16 protein-coding genes are annotated in these 18,188 nt (G+C 60.2%); all 16 read right to left on the bottom strand.

Annotated features, from left to right (window positions below; genetic code table 11):
* On the bottom strand, window positions 1-1,393 hold a 1,393-nt coding region (locus AC1Z32_RS40715), incomplete at its 3' end, for a Re/Si-specific NAD(P)(+) transhydrogenase subunit alpha (RefSeq protein WP_483484503.1).
* A gap of 174 nt (window positions 1,394-1,567) precedes the next feature.
* Entirely contained in the window at window positions 1,568-1,864 is a 297-nt protein-coding gene (locus AC1Z32_RS40710) for an EthD family reductase (protein WP_062253053.1), read from the bottom strand.
* Window positions 1,861-2,631 (bottom strand): hypothetical protein, encoded by a 771-nt coding sequence (locus AC1Z32_RS40705; RefSeq protein WP_483484502.1) that lies wholly within the window; start codon window positions 2,629-2,631, stop codon window positions 1,861-1,863. Before AC1Z32_RS40705 ends, AC1Z32_RS40710 begins: the two co-directional genes overlap by 4 nt.
* A gap of 80 nt (window positions 2,632-2,711) precedes the next feature.
* On the bottom strand, window positions 2,712-3,389 hold the full coding sequence (locus tag AC1Z32_RS40700) for a hypothetical protein (protein ID WP_483484501.1): 678 nt from the start codon (window positions 3,387-3,389) through the stop codon (window positions 2,712-2,714).
* Window positions 3,390-3,422: 33 nt separating this feature from the next.
* The gene (locus AC1Z32_RS40695) at window positions 3,423-4,082 is read right to left on the bottom strand and encodes a c-type cytochrome (RefSeq protein ID WP_483484500.1); all 660 of its coding nucleotides are present in this window, start codon (window positions 4,080-4,082) and stop codon (window positions 3,423-3,425) included.
* A 7-nt stretch (window positions 4,083-4,089) separates the two neighbouring features.
* Window positions 4,090-5,574, bottom strand: a complete 1,485-nt coding sequence (locus AC1Z32_RS40690; protein ID WP_483484499.1) for a flavin monoamine oxidase family protein — start codon at window positions 5,572-5,574, stop codon at window positions 4,090-4,092.
* Window positions 5,575-5,948: 374 nt separating this feature from the next.
* Complete coding sequence (locus tag AC1Z32_RS40685) at window positions 5,949-6,881, bottom strand: electron transfer flavoprotein subunit alpha/FixB family protein (RefSeq protein ID WP_483484498.1); 933 nt, start codon at window positions 6,879-6,881, stop codon at window positions 5,949-5,951.
* Window positions 6,882-6,900: 19 nt separating this feature from the next.
* On the bottom strand, window positions 6,901-7,650 hold the full coding sequence (locus AC1Z32_RS40680) for an electron transfer flavoprotein subunit beta/FixA family protein (RefSeq protein WP_483484497.1): 750 nt from the start codon (window positions 7,648-7,650) through the stop codon (window positions 6,901-6,903).
* Between the two features lie 178 nt (window positions 7,651-7,828).
* Window positions 7,829-9,118, bottom strand: coding sequence for an acyl-CoA dehydrogenase family protein (locus tag AC1Z32_RS40675; RefSeq protein WP_483484496.1), 1,290 nt, complete (start codon window positions 9,116-9,118; stop codon window positions 7,829-7,831).
* Window positions 9,119-9,332: 214 nt separating this feature from the next.
* Window positions 9,333-9,941: a TetR/AcrR family transcriptional regulator gene (locus tag AC1Z32_RS40670; RefSeq protein WP_483484495.1), complete on the bottom strand. Its 609-nt coding sequence runs from the start codon at window positions 9,939-9,941 to the stop codon at window positions 9,333-9,335.
* Between the two features lie 319 nt (window positions 9,942-10,260).
* On the bottom strand, window positions 10,261-11,604 hold the full coding sequence (locus AC1Z32_RS40665) for an NAD(P)/FAD-dependent oxidoreductase (RefSeq protein WP_483484525.1): 1,344 nt from the start codon (window positions 11,602-11,604) through the stop codon (window positions 10,261-10,263).
* Between the two features lie 178 nt (window positions 11,605-11,782).
* Window positions 11,783-13,024, bottom strand: coding sequence for a thiolase family protein (locus tag AC1Z32_RS40660; RefSeq protein ID WP_483484494.1), 1,242 nt, complete (start codon window positions 13,022-13,024; stop codon window positions 11,783-11,785).
* Window positions 13,025-13,048: 24 nt separating this feature from the next.
* Window positions 13,049-14,602, bottom strand: a complete 1,554-nt coding sequence (locus AC1Z32_RS40655; protein WP_483484493.1) for a class I adenylate-forming enzyme family protein — start codon at window positions 14,600-14,602, stop codon at window positions 13,049-13,051.
* A gap of 47 nt (window positions 14,603-14,649) precedes the next feature.
* Window positions 14,650-15,783, bottom strand: a complete 1,134-nt coding sequence (locus AC1Z32_RS40650; RefSeq protein WP_483484492.1) for a saccharopine dehydrogenase family protein — start codon at window positions 15,781-15,783, stop codon at window positions 14,650-14,652.
* Between the two features lie 218 nt (window positions 15,784-16,001).
* Window positions 16,002-16,682 carry a c-type cytochrome gene (locus tag AC1Z32_RS40645; RefSeq protein ID WP_483484491.1) on the bottom strand — a complete coding sequence of 227 codons (681 nt, stop codon included), beginning with the start codon at window positions 16,680-16,682 and terminating at the stop codon, window positions 16,002-16,004.
* Complete coding sequence (locus AC1Z32_RS40640; protein WP_483484490.1) at window positions 16,683-18,182, bottom strand: flavin monoamine oxidase family protein; 1,500 nt, start codon at window positions 18,180-18,182, stop codon at window positions 16,683-16,685.
* Window positions 18,183-18,188: the final 6 nt, after the last annotated feature.

Genomic DNA, 18,188 nt, shown 5'->3' with positions numbered 1-18,188 from the left:
TCAGCGGCGTGTGCAGCGACGGCGTGACATTCCAGATCACCATGTAGCCGATGAAGCAGGCCAGTACGAACACCGTGAAGTGCGACAGGAACGTGGCCGGCGCAAACAGGCCCACCAGCAAGAACGCCAGTGCACCGATGCCGAACACGACCGCCAGCGACCTCGCCGACATCGGCTCGCTCTGGCCGTGGCCGTTGCTCTTTTTTGGCGCGGCCGTCGCGGGCGCGGCCGACTGAGCCTGGGGGGCGACGGCCGGCTGCTTGATCGGCGGCGGCGGCCAAGTGATGTTGCCTTCCTTGATGACCGTAAGGCCGCGGATGGCATCGTCGTCGAAATCGACGTTGATCGTGCCGTCCTTGGTCTTGCACAGTTCCTCGACCACGCGCAGCAGGTTGTTGCCATACAGAGTGGACGACTGCCGCGCCAGACGCGATGCGAGATCCGTATAACCAACGATGGTCACGCCGTGACGCACCACTGCCTCGCCGGGCACGGTGAGTTCGCAGTTGCCGCCTTGCTCCGCTGCCATGTCCACGATCACGCTGCCCGGCTTCATCGACTGCACCATCTCGGCCGTGATGAGCTTCGGAGCCGGCCTGCCGGGAATCAGCGCGGTCGTGATGATGATGTCTGCGTCCCTGGCCTGCTCCGCGTACATCGCGCGCTGCGCCTGCTGGAAGCCCTCGCTCATGACCTTCGCGTAGCCGCCGCCGCCCGAGCCTTCCTCGTCGTAGTCCACCTTGACGAATTCGCCACCCAGGGACTTGACCTGGTCGGCCACCTCGGCGCGCGTGTCGTTGGCGCGCACGATCGCACCAAGACTGGCTGCGGTGCCGATTGCAGCCAGGCCTGCTACGCCAGCGCCAGCGATGAAGACCTTGGCAGGCGGGACCTTGCCGGCGGCGGTGACCTGACCGTTCAGGAAGCGGCCGAAAGCATGTGCTGCCTCGATCACCGCACGGTAGCCGCTGATGCCAGCCATCGAGGTGAGCGCGTCCATCTTCTGCGCGCGTGACAGCGTGCGCGGCAGCGAATCGATCGCCAGCACCGTGGCCTGCTTGGCGGCCAGCTGCTGCATCAGCTCGGGGTTTTGTGCCGGCCAGACGAAACCGATCAAGATGCCGCCGTCGCGCATCAGCGCCACTTCCTCGCTGCTCGGGGCGCGCACCTTGAAAACGATATCGCTGCGAGCCCACAGTTCGGCGGCCGAAGCCACGACCTCGGCACCGGCCGCACGGTAGGCGTCATCGTCAAAATTTGCGGCGGCGCCGGCACCGCTTTGCACAGCCACCCGAAACCCCAGCTTGAGCAATTTCTCGACTACCTCCGGTACGGTCGCGACGCGCCGTTCGCCAGTGGTTACTTCCGAAGGAATGCCAATCAGTAATGTCATAGGGAAAGTTGATTGTTCACATTGGTATCGATCATCGCAAGGAGCTTGAACCTCTGTCTCACTGAAACTTCTCCTTGCTGGATGGGGTTGCGCGCGTGGATCTCCAACGAATATTGCGAGGAGGTGCGATGCAGGCGCGGCGGTAATGGCGAAGTCAGGCCAGCGGCGCGATGATCAATCGTCCGCGCAGAAAATCGACGGGGCGATATTGGTGAAGTTCTTCACGTCGCCAATCACCTCGGCGGCTTTGGCGGAGGAAAGAGCCATATTGATGCTGGCCTGATCGCTGAAGCGCAGTATTGCCACGCATGCGAAGGGTTGTGGATCGGATGACGGAAACAGGACCTCGGCCGATTGAAGACCGAACTCACTCCACGCCGAGCGGACAAGCGGAGCATGGGTCGAAAGGTAATATTCGCGGTCGAACGTCGCACCTTCTGCGTTCAGGTAGGTCACCATCAGGGTAGTCATATTGGATCCTTTGTTGAGAGATGTGAGAGAGTCGCCTTATTAGCCGCGCCAGCGCCTTGAAAGCGATTTGGCATCGTCCGTGCACGGCGCAGCAACTGACCGCCAAACAACAACATCCACAGCGGCAGAACGAGCACGACCACCATCTCGCTGGAGTTCGACAGCGCCTCGAGGTCTGGAAAAAAGCCGAACAAGAAGAAGACCACGAAGGCCCAGCCGACGATCTTCAGCAGAATCGATCCCTTCCAGCCGGCCTTTCTGAGCACGTCGGCGGCGATCAGCGTCCAGAAGAGAACGAGCGGACCCTCAATCCACCAGAGGCCGTTCTGTGTCGCATTAGCTATTGCCGTCCATACTGCCGCCGCGGCGCTTCTCGTAGCGTCGTCGCCGCCCGCGTAAAGATGGGCGAGTGGGTGAAGGGTTGCAAACTGCATGACGGCACCGGTCACGCCCACCATGACATACAACGCGACAGCCATCGCCACCATACTGCCTAGCGAGCCCAGTTCTTCGCGAAATGCGTGCACAAAGTAGCCGCCAATGACGACGAAGGGCAGATAGAACCCGAGTGCGTCGGCAACCATGCACCAGCGAAACAGCTCGCGAGTATCCGGTGGCAAGGCAAGCATCGATGCGCCGTGCAGCACCATATCCGCATCCGGACCTGTTACTGCAAAAGACAATCCGACATTCGCGTACGCCAGAACGCCACCGATGATCGCGCTCCAAGCCGTGAAGCGCATTACCTTGCGCGAGGTCTGATTCATCATAATCTCCAGGAGAAACGTTTAGCGCTGCGCACATAGACTTCCAGTCGCCCGGAACTTAGCAACAGCGTCGTCTTCGCTTAATTGCGGTAAGGGGCGAGACTCTCCGCCATCAGGCTCCCGCTTTGAGCACGCTCCAGGGCGCAATAGCCGTAGTAGATGGCCGGCATGAAATAGGCCCATGTACACAGCGCCAACGTGAAAAAATTGAGCACGACGTTGGTTTCCTCGCCGGGGATTTTGTAGAAATCGTAGATACCTGCAATCGCGAGCGAGGCCACTAGCGACACAACGACGCCCAGCGCCTCAAGCATGGCGCCCACGTTTAGCAACCGTTTGACGAAATAAGCGAGATAGATCGACAGGCAGATCCACATCGCAAGATAGTAGTAAGGCAAAAACCCGGAAATAAAATCTGCTCCGACTAAAACGAATGTGAGCACAAACGAAGCGGCAAACACCGCGACGTCCTGCCGAATTGACGGCTTGTAGCCGTGCGTAATCGCCAATAAGCCGGCGACGGCGATGATGGGCATGCCGAACCCTCGAGAGAACGCGTCGAAGAAGTGCGCTATCTCATAGGAAACTGCGTTACCTGTGGCAAAGAATAGGATAGCGTTCGTCGCCGAGGTGCCGACGATCCACATCTCCAGACCGAGAAGATAGTTTTTTTTCTTGACGAACTTCCAGCCATAAAAGAATGAGCTCACCGCCAGCAAAGCACTAGAGAGCATAAGAACTAAAGATCTGAGGTCCATCGCTTACTCCCAATTCCGGTTGTATCTGATTGGTCAATCTTTCTTCGGGTCAAGGCTTGCCAGATAGGTGGCAACGGCTTTGCGATCTTCAGGCGAAAAACCCATTGCAAGGTTTTTCATCACGCCTGTGGGTTCGCTGCGGGTGCCCGAAGCGAAGTGATCGAACTGCGCAAGCAGATAGTCGTACCCCTGGCCAGCCAGACGCGGAAACTGATCGTGGCCCATCAATCGAGCGCCATGACATGCGGCACAGTTGGCAGCGGCTACCAGATGCAGCCCTTTCTCGCGCAGTTGCGCATCCGGCTTGAAGTAACGATTCGCGACAGGGGGCACACCCGCGAAATATGCCGCCAGCGACTTGATCTGCGCATCGCTCATCGTCAACGCGAGAGGCGTCATATTCGGATTTCGCCGCGCCTGACTTGAGAAGTCGTGGAGTTGAGCCTCTAGGTAAGGTGCTGGTTGCCCCGCCAGGCTCGGATACCCTTGGTGGAGTGAATTGCCCTTGACGCCGTGGCAGCCCATGCAGACATCGGTTACATGTGGCCAAGCGCCACCGTCGGCCAGGTAAGCGGTCGTCGAGTTCGCGATATAGCTCTGAAGCCGATAAAGACCCAGCAGATCGGAACCGAAAATGGCCAGCAACAGTACGACGGCCAAAGGAACGCAAATCAATAGGATTTTTTTCATCATCGCCCTCTTACGCCCGACGCAGGGCGTTCAGGGCCTGAAGCGCGCCCTGATGTCCTGAGCGCACGGCGCCATCCATGTAGCCGGCCCAAATATTCGCAGTCTCCGTCCCCGACCAGATCAGCCTGCCGCACGACGGGCGCAGAGCCTCGCCGTGTGCACTCCAAAATCCCGGAGGAATGGCGGAAACGCAGGTTAAGGTCCAGCGATCCGCCTGGCCCCAGTCTTGATCGTGGTAGGCAACGGGAGACAGCGCTTCGTCGCCCCATGCCTGGGCGTAGAACTGCTTATGCATAGCGATCGCCGCGTCCCGATCCGATGGCACCTTGGCGTTCTCGACGAATGCATTGATGACGCCGATCTCTCCGGTGGGCGGAGAGTTGTCATAGGCCCAGATGATCGGGCCATTAAACTGAAAAATGCTCCCGTTCATTCCCTTGTCGCGCCAGAATGGACGGCGATACACCATGGCCGTTTTCCTCGCGGGAGAATGCGCGGGCCAGGCGCGCTGCAGAGCCGCGCGCTTTTCTGGCAGCGGAGGATCGAACTGGATCTGATGACACAATGCCGGATGTATGGCCATGACGACGGTTCGCGCACGCACTTCGCCATGGTCGGTATGCAGGGTGACGACGTCGCCATCCCATCCAGCAATCCGGCGCACCGGAGTTGACAGGCGCACCTTGCTGCTCAGTTGCTGAGCCATCTTAATGCTGAGGATCTGCGAGCCGCCAATGAAACGTGTTTCCTGGGCGCTATGCTTGATGCTGTCAAGCTGCGAGTAATCGCAATCTGCGGAATTGATCATCGAAAGGAAGTGCAGCAATCCCATCTTCGCCGGGGCCGTGCCGCCCGAGAGGGTGATGCTGCCATTCCATGCCACTTGGTCTTCTGGCTTGATATTCTGTTTTTGCAGCCAGTCGCCGACAGACAGCTTGTCCAGTTCGCCGGCCATCGGAGACGTCCAGGGCGTGCCGCAAGGCACATCGCGCGCGAGTCTGCTGAGCTTTGCCCCGATCGCCTCGTCGGTGCCGAAAGTGCCTTTTAGATCGACTGTCACGCGACCGTCGCCGCCGAGAACAACTGTATTGCCATCGTAATAAGTTGGGAAGGTACCGACACCCAATTCGCGCGCAAGATCTGCGACGGCTGTCTGACCAGGACCGATCCATTGGCCGCCGACTTCCGAAACGTACCCGCCGGGAATGTTGTAGTTGAGCGTTCGCCCCCCCACACGATCACGGGCTTCCAGCACCAGAATGGACTCGCAGCCTGCTTGATGCAGATCTCGCGCGGCGGTCAGTCCAGCCAGCCCCGCTCCTATGATGGCGACGTCGAGAACGTCGTCCGCGCTTGGCGCGCTCTTGGGGACGGTCGCAAAAGACTGTCGGGCACCGACGGCGAGCGTGCCGACGGCCGCTGAGGCACCGGCATACTTAAGCCATTGCCTGCGCCCCAGGCTTTCGGCGCCTTCAGGGAAGAATTTTTCTGCCATAGTGCCTCTGTCTGCGTGATGAGGTCCCGCTGTTGCGTTTCCCCGAAACTGCCCCGTTCAGGCTCCAGGCTCCATATCCGGGTCGAAATAACGTCCTGCGCATATCCTCAAAAGCCCCTTCAGAACAATTGATAAGCTTTATGCGAGACTGCGGATCTGCCGTTCCAGTGCCGTACATATAGTCCAACATGGCAAATATAGGTCGCTATACCAATCATGAAGGCGAAGAGATGCAGCGCGACTCGCAACTTTTCGCTGTCGGACGTCTCGCTAAGTACCAAAGTGCAGCGCCATAGAAAGATCTTGATCCGGGCTGGTAAGCAGGATCGGCCCGCATCCGTCCGAACATCACTGGCGCATGTCCGGACTAGCGCTCACATTGACGACACCAGCTCCGGCACGATCTGGAAAAGATCGCCCACGAGACCGTAGTCGGCCACGCTGAAAATTGGCGCTTCTTCATCCTTGTTGATTGCGACAATCACCTTTGAGTCCTTCATGCCAGCCAGGTGCTGGATCGCACCCGAGATGCCCACGGCAACGTACAGGTGCGGTGCGACGATCTTGCCGGTCTGGCCGACTTGGTAGTCGTTTGACACATATCCCGCATCCACTGCCGCACGCGAGGCGCCGAGTGCTGCGTTGAGCTTGTCGGCGAGCGGCTCCAGAATCGACGCAAAACTCTCGCTGCTGCCCAGGCCGCGGCCACCCGAAACGACGATCTTTGCGCTAGTCAGCTCCGGACGGTCGAGTTTCGTGACTTCACGGCCAACGAATTGCGAGAGGCCGCTGTCTGCTGACGCGTCGAGCCTTTCCACGACGGCATTGCCACCGTGTGCGGAATCTGCATCAAATGCCGTGGGCCGCACCGTGATGACCTTGATCGGATCCACTGACTGAACAGTTACGATCGCATTGCCCGCATAGACTGGACGCTCGAACGTGTCCGGCGAGTTCACTGCCGTGATTTCCGAGATTTGCGCGACGTCAAGCTTTGCAGCAACCCGCGGCGTAACGTTTTTGCCCGCTGCCGTGGCCGGCGCGAGAATGTGTGAATAGTTCCTCGCAATCGAAAGCACCGTCGCTTCAACGTTCTCTGCGAGGCCTACTTCGAGGTGCGGGGCATCGGCTAGCAGCACCTTCGAAACGCCCGCGATCTTCGCCGCTGCATCGGCCGCGGCCTTTGCGTTGTGACCTAAAATCAGCACGTGCACGTCGCCCCCGATCTTCTGTGCAGCGGCGACCGTGTTCAGCGTTGCAGCTTTAACCGACACGTTATCGTGTTCAGCAATAACCAGGTTCGTCATCTCTCTCGCTCCCTAACCTTCAGATAACCTTGGCTTCAGTCTTCAGCTTCTCGACGAGTGCCTTCACGTCGGCAACCTTCACACCAGCCGAGCGCGCGGGCGGCTCAGCGACCTTCAGGGTTCGCAGACGCGGCGTGACGTCCACACCAAAGTCGTCGGGCTTAACCGTCTCCAGCGGCTTCTTCTTCGCCTTCATGATGTTAGGCAGCGTGACGTAGCGCGGCTCGTTCAAACGAAGGTCGGTAGTCACCACTGCGGGCAGTTTGAGCGACAGCGTTTCCGCACCGCCATCGACTTCACGTACGACCGTGGCCTCGCCATCAGCGATGGTGATCTTCGAAGCGAAGGTCGCTTGCGGCAAGTTCGCCATCGCGGCGAGCATCTGGCCGGTCTGGTTCGAATCGTCGTCGATGGACTGCTTACCGAGGATCACGAGCTGCGGTTGCTCCTTGTCGACGAGTGCCTTGAGCAGCTTTGCCACGGCGAGCGGTTGCAGGATCTCATTCGACTCGATGAGGATCGCGCGATCCGCGCCTATCGCGAGTGCCGTCCGCAGAGTCTCCTGCACCTGCATCACCCCCGCGGACACCGCGATGATCTCCGTGGCCAAGCCGGCTTCCTTAAGACGCACCGCCTCTTCCACGGCAATTTCGTCGAATGGGTTTATCGACATCTTCACATTGGCGATATCGATACCTGTTCCGTCGGACTTCACGCCGACCTTCACATTCGCGTCCACGACCCGCTTCACCGCAACCAACACTTTCATTGCTGTTCCTCGTTTAATCCACTTGCGCTGCGTGCGCTCGTCGCGGGCACCTGAGCCGAAGCGGCGACAGTCGTTAGCACAGCAGCGAGCTGCACTGCCCTCTCATCAGCCACGTTCTGATACCTGGACCGGGGGTGCCCTGGAGCCGACGCGAAGCCAACTTGCGCCGACGGGTTGTTCACTCTTTCGTCCAACCGTTCTGATAAAGCTTTCCTGCGAGCACGCCAAGACGCAACGTGAGGTGGTAATTCTCGCCGTCCTCGATCAGTGCGGACCGGACATCACGGAACAGCTTCTCGATCGGGAACTCGCGTGTGGTGCCATTACCGCCGAAGAGCTGGAACGCCTCAGTCGTAATCTTCATGGCTTCCTCCGTCACGCTGACCTTGGCCTGGGCAGTTGCGTACGGATGGCTCTTCGGAGACAGACGTGAGAATGCGAGGCTGCGTCGCGCGATCGCACGCGCCATTTCCAGCCGACGCAGCATCTCGCCCACGCGCAATTGCGTCATCTGATGGTCGATCAACAGCGCTCCGCCTTGCTTGCGTTCGTGGCAATATCCCAGCGCGAGTTCGAACGCGGCGCGGGCCACGCCTACGAACACCTGGCACATGTGCGTGCCGGCGAACGACCATGTTGAGGCCAGGTTGCCGAGGTAATCGTCCTGCAGCGCAATCGCGAAGCGCTTGGGCACCTTCACGTTGTCGAAGTAGATTTCGCCCTGCGGCAGTGAGCGCTGGCCAATCTTGTCGAGCGGTTTGCCTCGGGAGACACCTGGCAAATCAAGCGGAAGAATCATGCCGATTCCATTCGTGAACGCACTTCGTTCCCCGCTTCCATAGAAGCCATCGCCATAATCCGCCGCCATGTACGCGAGCGCCACCTGAGCGACCGAGCCGTTGGAGATCCATGCGGAACTTTGACCGTTGATGACGATTTCATCCGCGACTACCTTCGCGGTAAGGTTACCCAACGGCTGCTTGCCGATCGCGCTGATCTCGTCGCGATAGAGAATCGCGGCATCGGTGCCGCGGTCAGGCTGGGTATTCATCCAACAACCAATCTTGCCGGCGCACATATCGATCAGCTCCTGGTTGCCGACCGATTGCGCCATCATCAGCGGGGCTGGCGCCACGCCGATCGAAACAGCAAGCCCTGCATCACCCCAACCGAGCTCTTCGCCAATCAGCGATTCGATGCGCACCGCCATGTCCGGCGGAAGCTGCGCGAGCAACTGCGGATCAAGGCCAAGCTTCGCGCTCTCCATCATGGCGGTCCAGTAAGGCGAGCCGGGTGCGATCACTTCCTCCGGCGTCATTCGATCGAGTTCGCGGCCGACGGGCTTCAACACATCGCGTGCGAAACGGTGAACCGTGTCCTGGATCGCACGTTCTTCCTCGCCCATCGGGGTTTCGAAGCCGGTCAATCCAGTCAGCGGCAATCCTACGGACTTGTGTAGTCGAATCATTCCGATATTCCTCCTGTCCAGGATGCGACTCGACCAGACTGCCTGGCAGTCTGGTCACCTCAATTGTAGATATAAATACCAAACATAGGTCACTATACAAATTACGACCTGGAAAAAAAAGACGGGTATTCCCTGTCCTTCTTATCGGATCGCGACCAAATGTTTCTTCTATGACCTGTTCACGCTTCCAGCCGGCCCTAAACAATCTCCGCGTCTATCGCGTTTCCCCAACCAAGGTATGCGCGATCTCGAACAACTTCGCCTCGAACTTTCGCATGTACGCCCGGCTACTGCGCCCGGTGCCCAGATGGAAGGTCACGCCGTCGAGCATCGAAATGAGCAGCACTGCGATGTGCGCGCTCTCGGCGGCTCCACGTGCCGGATTTGCGGCATGAATGAGATCAGCAACTTGACTTGTCAAGGTGTCGTACCAGTCGTTGCGCATTTGCGCGCACTCGGGGTCAGTAGATGCAAACGAAAAGAAATGCCACCACAGCGAGATGTACTCTGAGTCCTTGGCGTCCTGCACCGACTGATGGAGAATGGCGTCGATCGTCGCACGCGGCGAAGCATTGCTTTGGAGCGCCCGCTTCAACGCATCGAAATATGTGTCGATCGCGGGCAGCATGACCGCCCGCAGGACGGCAGAGCGTGTTGGGAAGTAATACTGGAGGTTGCTGACACTGATTCCCGCACGCAAAGCAACGGCGCGCAGCGAGAACGCCATGGGCCCACTCTCGAGCAAAAGCTTCCTTGCCGCACGGATGATGGCATTGCGCGTACGTAAGCCTTGGGCGCGCAGGCCATCAGCGGGATGTCCCATGGAAGATGCTGCGCCCGATGCGCGCCGCTCACGGGGACTGGGCTCTTTTCGCACTGTCATCGCTTTCCCCCCGAGTGAGGTAGACGCCCCCGCCGGGGCCGTAATGCAGTCACGATTGCGCCCAAGGTACACATGGCTTCGAGTACATCGGGACGTACCTCCGTCCGCATAGTGCGTGCGCCGCAACGTCCGATCGCACTCCTCCTGACCTCGGTTCGTTTTTCCGGTCATCGCGCCGCTCGCCCTGTGCGTCCAACAAGACAGATTCGAAACGTGGTCGATACGTATCCACTGCAAGCGTCTCGTCACGCAACGCCGGTTACGACATTCGCGCCTGCGCAGCGCGCACCTTGCTGTTCACACGCTCGTCGAGCGCGTTCACCACACCCAGCGCCCCGGTCATGACGCACCATCGCAGGGGCTCAGGCAGCATCGATGGCGTCTTGTGATCCAGCGCCGAAAGTAGCGGATTGTCGGTGCCGCGAATCCGCCCTGCAATCATGCTTCCGACCATCGATTGCGAGGCCACGCCGTGGCCGGAGCATCCGGCGCTGTAGAAGATGTTCTGATGCGACCCAATGGTCCCGACAACGGGTAGCGCATCATTAGCCAGGCTGATATAGCCGCTCCAGCATGCCCGCAGCGCGACGCCCTTGAGTGAGGGAAAGCGGTCATGCAGGGCCGTGCGCAGCTCGCGATATGACTCGTAGTCGGGCACGTTCGGTGTTTTGGAGCCGTACGGATAATGGATTCGCTTCGTCGTGACCACGAGCGTGTTGTTCACGGTCAAGCGATGGCTTTCCATGGTCCAGTGTGCCGTCACGATCCCTTCGCGTCGTGGCCAGCCTAAGGCCTTGCGCTGAGGCTCGGAGAGCGGCTCAGTCTCGATCGCCGAGACCCGCAACGGTACGACTTTGTCTGCAAGCAGGCCGAGTTGCGGCGTATAGGCGTTGGTGGCCAGCATCATAGCCGGTGCGCTTGCACTTCCGCGCGGTGTTTGTACCTTGATGACAGGCCCTTCCGTGTAGGACAGCAGCGGCGTATTCTCGAAAATCCTCACGCCTGCCCGAAGCGCTGCGCGCCTGAGCCCCATCACATACTTGCCGGGGTGAAGCGTGCCGCCGCGCGACACGTAGTTGCCAAACAGAAACGCGGGCGGAATGCCACGTGCACGCATCTCAGCCTGATCGAGAAATTCCGACTGACAGCCCAATTCGGTGCCGATTCGCATGCCTTCGCGCACCTTATCTTCCTGCGAGGGATCGATGCCCGCACGGATAATGCCCGTCTGATTGTAGTCGCAGTCGATCTCGTACTCTTTCAGCTTGCCCTCCACGAAGGGGACCGCGTCCTCGTAATAGCGAACGATCTCTTTCCCTTTCTCGTTGCCTATGTTCTTGAGAAAAAGATCATATTCGAGCCCGAGTGCGCCGGCCAAATAACCCGCGTTGCGTCCGCTTGCACCAAAGCCCGCAAACTCGCGCTCGAGCACGACCACGTTCGCGCCGTGCTTGACGAGTTCCAGCGCCGCCGATAGCCCGGCAAAGCCCGCGCCGATGATGACCACATCCGCACTCACGTCGCTCACGAGTTCTGGTTGCAAGTCGTCTGGCCGTTCCACCCAGACTCCAAGCGCGCGATATTTCTCCATGTCAGCGGCCATTCTGGCTTCTTCCACTGGACTACCTGATTCATTGCTCGAGCATTGTGTAGCCGCCACTGCCGGCGCCACTACGGCTGCCACCGCCGCACCCTTGAGGAACGTGCGGCGGTTCACTCCAGAACGAGAGTCAGCTTGCTGTTCTGCCTGTGTTTCCGTCGTCTCACTCATAACTGCTCCATCAAGTCTTGCTTAGAATGTGGACCGCGAGCGCGGCTTCCTCGACACCCTGAAAACCGCCGCCGTTTTCCTGAATCGCGTGACGCGCTCCGGGTACCTGCCGCGGGCCCGCTTCTCCACGCAGTTGAGTAACCAGTTCATAGAGCTGACCGATTCCCGTCGCACCCAACGGGTGGCCTTTCGATTCGAGGCCGCCGGACGTGTTGATGGGAATGCGGCCGCCGAGCGAGAACTCGCCGCGCTCGGCAGCGGGTCCGCCTTCGCCGAACGGTACGAGCCCGAGATTTTCGGCCTGGATGATTTCGCCCATCGCTGAGGCGTCGTGCACCTCCGCCACGTCCACGTCCTCTGGACCGAGTCCCGCCTGGTCGTATGCCTGAAGTGCCGCGAGGCGGCCGATGTTCTTCTCTGGCTCGTCGATGCGTCGATGCGTGAAGCTGCGGATCACGCTCGCCGCAATCCTGACGCACCGGCGACGGTCGGCGCCGATGCGTCGCAAGCCCTCCTCGGTACACACGATCGCCGCCGCCGCGCCGTCCGAAACCGGCGCACACATGGGCAGCGTGATCGGATACGTGATCGGCGGTGCGGCGAGCACTTCGTCGATGGTGAATGGCTGTCGGAACTGCGAATACGGGTTGTGCACCGAATGCAGGTGATTTTTCGCCGAAACCGCAGCGATCTGCCGTTGCGTGGTTCCGTAAGTCTTCATGTGATACCTGCACAGCGCGGCATAGACCGACATGAAGCGGCTATACGGCCGGTCGGACTCCGACCCGGGTGGCGGCTCGATGCCTTCGCCGAGCCTCATCAGACTGGCGAAGTTCTCGTCGACGCGCGACACATCCCAGCCCGCCTCGAACAAGGCGAATGACTTCGCCTTGTCCGGGACGTTCATCTTCTCTGCGCCGAGCGCGAGAACTACATCGCAGGCACCCGACCGAAGCGCCTGGGCCGCGAGATGCACCGCGGTGCTCCCGGATGCGCAGGCGTTTTCGACGTTGTAGACCGGGATGCCTTCAATCCCGATCTTGCTGAACACGATCTGCCCCGGAATGGACAGTTGGCCCTGCAGCGGCCCGTTGGTGATGCCAGCATAGAAAGCCGCGCCGATCGCTGCGGCATCGCAACCCGCATCCTTCAATGCGCCGCGTAGCGCTTCGCCCGCGAGATCGTCGATGCTGCGCCCGAAGTGACGGCCAAACACGGTCATCGCAATGCCCGCGATGTAAATGTCGCTCATGGTGTTTTTCTCAAATTGACTGACTCAGATCCGTCGGCCTTGACCCTGCCAGTACTGCTCGCGCAGATCTTTTTTCAGCACCTTGCCGGCGGTGCTACGCGGCAGTGCCGCAATGAAGTCCACGCTCTTCGGTGACTTCACCGAGCCGAGTTTCTCCTTGCATAACGCTACGAGTTCTTCTGCACTGACGCTCTGACCGGCGTTGAGCTCCACCACCGCCTTCACCGCCTCACCCCACTTGTCGTCGGGGACCCCGATCACCGCGCAATCCTGTACTGCCGGGTGCGCCCAGATCACCTGTTCGACTTCGCTCGGGTAGACATTGAAGCCACCGCTGATGATCATGTCCTTCTTGCGGTCGGTGATGTACAGATATCCTTCGTCATCCAGATGACCGACGTCGCCCGTGCGCAACCAGCCGTTCACGATCGTTTCGGCGGTTTTGTCGGGCGCCTTGAAGTAGCCCTTCATCACGAGGTCGCCACGTACGCAGATTTCGCCGGTTTCGCCCCGAGGTAGGAGCTCGCCACGATCGCTCATGATTTCGACGCGAATCAGCGGATTGGGTCTGCCCACCGACGAAAGCCGGCTTTCAGGAGCAAGCGCGCCATCCACGAAGTGCTCGGCCGGCGTGAGATAGGAGATCGACGCCGGGGCTTCCGTCTGACCGTATCCGCCCGCCATGACCGGACCGAACACCTCGATCGCGCGCTTGAGCTTCTCCACCGACATGGGTGCCGCTCCATACAGAAAGCATTTGAGCGAGGAGAAATCCTGGTTCTCGATACCGGGGATATCGAGCAGGCGGTAGATCACCGTCGGCGGCAGGAAGAACTCCGTCACCCGATGTTTCGCGATCGCCGCGAGCAGCGGCGCCGGCTCCGGCTTGGGCAGTACGACCACCGTGCCGCCGCGGGCGGTGCACGGCAGCGAGAGCATTCCCGCGGTATGGGTCATAGGCGCCGCCGCAAGATTCACCGGACGCTCCACGCCATATGGAAACGCAATCATGAACTGCGCGAAATAGGTTTGAAACGCGCGATGCGTGTTCATCACCCCCTTCGGCAAACCCGTCGTTCCGCCCGTGGCAGAAAGCGTCACGATGTCGTCCATGTCGTACTCGACGATCGGCCCGGTCGCAGGTTGCGCCGCGCTCCATGTCTTGAGCGATGGCGCCCACGGCAGATCGGCATCAATACAGACCCAGAGCCTCACTTTGGGCAGGCTGGGACGCAGCGCCTCGATTGCCGGTGCGAATGCCTGGTGAAAGAACAGCGCTTCGCAATCGAACGCGTCGAGGAGGTACTGGTTCTCCTGCGGCGCGTTGCGCCCGTTGACCGGGATCCACACCACCCCTGCGCGCCACAGCCCCAGCGTGCAGGTCCAAGCCGTGACGTCGTTATCGGCCCAGACCGCCGCCTTCGCTTCTTTTTCGAAGCCTGCCTCGAGCAGTCCGTTAGCGATACGGCACGACAGCGCGTGAACTTCACTGAACGAATAGCTTCGCTCGTCCTGAATGTAGGCGATGCCGTTGGGATTGATACGCCAACCGCGATCGAAAAAGTCAATGATTGCCATGTCCCATGTGTCCCTGGATCTGTTTCGAATCTCTGTTCTCGCGGCCGTTACAGTTGGGCGACGGTCGCGCGCGCGAGCCCGCGCTGCTCGAGGAACCCGAGCAGGTAGCGATGGCCGAATGCCTTCGAACCGGATGCAAAGCCAACCTTCGCGGTGTCGCCGTCGAGAAGCTTGGCAATACCGGCGGCATGAATGGCTCCGGTGGCGATATACGGCGTGATGCCGTGCACAGTCGCCCGAACTGCCGCAAGCTGACCGCGGCCGATCGCAAAGTCGACAGTGCGATGAAGCGACGTGCGCTCGCGCGGCGGCATCGACGGTGTCACGGAATCGACAAGCTGTTTGAGCACCGCATCCTGCTGCTCACGTGGCAGGTGCGCGTATTCCGCGTCCCACTTCTGACTGAGCCCATGCACCATCTGCATTGCGTTGTTGTCGTAGAAGCCAACGCACGAGATACAGCTGCGCACGCGGGGATCCTGCTCGAAATACACCGGCAGCGAGGTGCCGCCCCACGGCAACGCGAATACTGGTTGCAGAAAATCGGGGGAGGCAACATTGAACGAAGCGTGCTTGTCATGCGGCACCAGCTTCTTCTCCCATAGATAGCAAGATTCCTGGCGATAGCCTCCGAAGATGGTCGCCGTAGAGCCCACGCTCACACCGGCGCCGGCACCGCGCGGGCCGCGCGTCAAGGTCGCCGTCTCCAGCGCATCGACACCTGGCGTCTCGAGTGCCAGCTCGGCGGCAATCTCCGCGAATGTGTACATGTATGCGTTCGAAGGCGACAGCAGCAGACCGCCCTGACGGTAGAGCTCGCCAAACTGCTCGCGCGCCTGGCGGATGAAGTGTTGCTCGCCGGTGGTGTCGAGGTAGTGACAACCGGCCTTGAGTGCCGCCTCCACCGCGACCAGGCCGAAATCGAAGAACGGCCCGACGGTGGCGCACACGACCTTCGCGCCGCGAAAGGCATTCGCAAGCGAATCGACGTTGTGTTCGGCCTCGATGATTTCGTAGCTCGCAGATTCGAGGCGCACGACCCGCTGCGCCATCATTTCCTGCGTGCGCCTTGCGTTGCGCGCCACAGCGGTAAACGGAATGTTCTGGTCGATCAGCCAGTCCATGATCAACATGCCGGTATAACCACTTGCGCCATATACAACGACGGGATGCTTTGCCATGCCTGTCTCCTAAAAGGTGATTGGGTTCAACGGTGCGTCTTTCAAATGCGGAGGATGCCGGCGGCGGTGACACGCTCCGCTATCAGAGAATGCAGCGATAATGCATGTTCATTTTATAGAATATCGTACCTAACATAGTCACAGTATACAAACATATTTAGTTTAAAAAGACAGGTATTTCCTGTCCCTTAGACCTCTTTTCGGTTACGCGATGGTTGTTATTCAGCGCCTGCGTTGCTGCCGACCGGCGTCAGACTGGCAAGATAGCTGGCCACAGCCTTGACGTCTTCGCCCGACAGAGTGGCCGCCAACCCATTCATTGCGCCGCTCGGGTCATGACGCTCGCCGGTCTTGAATGCAGCAAGCTGCCTCGCGAGATAGGTCTCTCCCTGTCCCGCCAGACGCGGAACATGGTCTTCCCCCATGAACGCCGCTCCGTGGCACGCTTGGCAACTTTTTTCTGCCACGAGTTCCATACCGCGCTTCTCTAGCCCGGCTTGAGTGCGCGCCGGCTCGCTTCGGGCCGGAGTCTGCCGCGCAAAATAGGCACCCATTGATTTGATCTGTTCGTCGGTCAGATCCCTTGAAATCGGCCCCATATAAGCGTTGGGCCGTTGCCCGTCAGCGAAGGCGCGCAATTGGGCGATGAGATAAGCCTGTGGCTGTCCTGCCAGCGACGGATACCAGGCGTTCGCGGACTGCCCGTGCGCACCGTGGCAGAAATAGCAGGTCTCTTGCGGTTGCGGCCAGGAGCCACCGTTGGCCACTTGCAACCTGTCGATCTCGTTCATCGCTTTTTCGAAATGCATACCGTCCAGGTACTCGCGTCCGTAAAGCGCTCCCACGCCCACCACAGCGGCGAGCCCGACGACTCCACTTACGATCCATGCCCGTCTCATTCAGGCCACCTCGCCGCGTCGAGTGAAACCAGCCAGCGCCTGCAAAGCAGCACGATGGCCCGAACGCACGGCACCGTCCATCGCACCCGCCCAGATGTCGGCAGTTTCGGTGCCCGACCAGATCAGGCGCCCCACTTCGGGGTGCAGATACTTTCCCCACTTCGTCCAGAAGCCTGGCGGCATGGGGTTGATGCAATGCAGGGTCCACGGATCGACCCGGCCCCAGTCGTAGTCATGGAATTGCGTCGGATGCAGCGCGCGGTCTCCGAATGCCTTCGCAAATGTGGCCGACAGCGTCTTCTCGGCCGTCGCGGGATCATCAGGCAACATCCCTGGCGCCACGAATGCGGCGATCACGCCGAGTGATGCGTCGGGAGGCGAATTGTCGTACGTCATGAAAACGGGACCGCCGACCTGGAAGATCGTTCCGCAGTACCCGGCGTCGCGCCAGAACGGCTTGTCATAGACGTGGACAGTCTTTCGCATTGGGGCGCTCGTGGGCCAATGCTGCTGGAGTTGCGCCCGCCCGCTGGGCAACGGTGGATCGAAAACCACCTGATTGCAAAGCGCCGGATTCATCGCAACGATGACGCGACCGGCCTTAATCAAGCCTTGATCCGTGTGCAGCTCGACGACTTCGCGATCCCAGCCAGTGATCTTGCGCACCGGCGAGGAAAGCCTGACCTTGTCGCCGAGCTGCTCGGCCATCTTGATGCTCAGACGCTGCGAGCCGCCGACGATGCGCGTTTCCTGTGCCCCGCCTTTGAATGCCTCGAGTTGCGTATAGTTGCAGCTTGCGCTGTTGATCATCGACAAGTAGTGCAGCAGACCCAACTGGGCCGGCGCACCGCCCGTCGTCAGCTTCGCGGCTAGCGCGAGAAAGTAGCCGTCCTCGTATTTCACGCCCTGCTGCAAAAGCCACTCGCCGTAAGATAGCCTATCCAATTCCGCCAGATTCGGTGCCTTCCATGGCGCGCCGGATGGCACGCCCCGCGACAGTTCGGCAAGCCGGTTGCCAATCGTGTCGTCACCCCCGGTGCCGCCATGAAAATCTTGGGCCACAATAGCGCCCTGCGCCATCACGACGGTCTTCCCTGCGTACCAGCTCGGAAACGTGTCGATCTCGAGTTGACGTGCCAGATCGAAGATCGCGGTCTGACCGGGACCGATCCACTGCCCTCCGGCTTCAGAAACGACGCCGCGGCCAAGGTCATGGTTATAGGTTCGGCCACCGACGCGATTGCGTGCCTCGAGCACGACAAACGAATCGCATCCAGCCAGCTGGAGGTCGCGGCCCGCCGTCAATCCTGCGAGACCCGCACCGATGATCGCGACGTCCAATACCTCACGGTCTCTCGGGGGCTTCGTAACCGCACTTTGCGCGAGTGACACTCCATCGGCAGCCAGCGTCGCAGCACCTGCTGCGGCAAGGTGGAGGAACCGGCGCCGGCTCCGCGCGGGCGGCCTGCGAATCATTTTCGGTTCCGTCTCGACTTCCATGTTGCC

The organism is Caballeronia sp. 11_S32, assembly GCF_056930355.1.
Note: the sequence above shows the minus strand (reverse complement) of the source record. Positions and strands in the feature narration are given on the sequence as shown.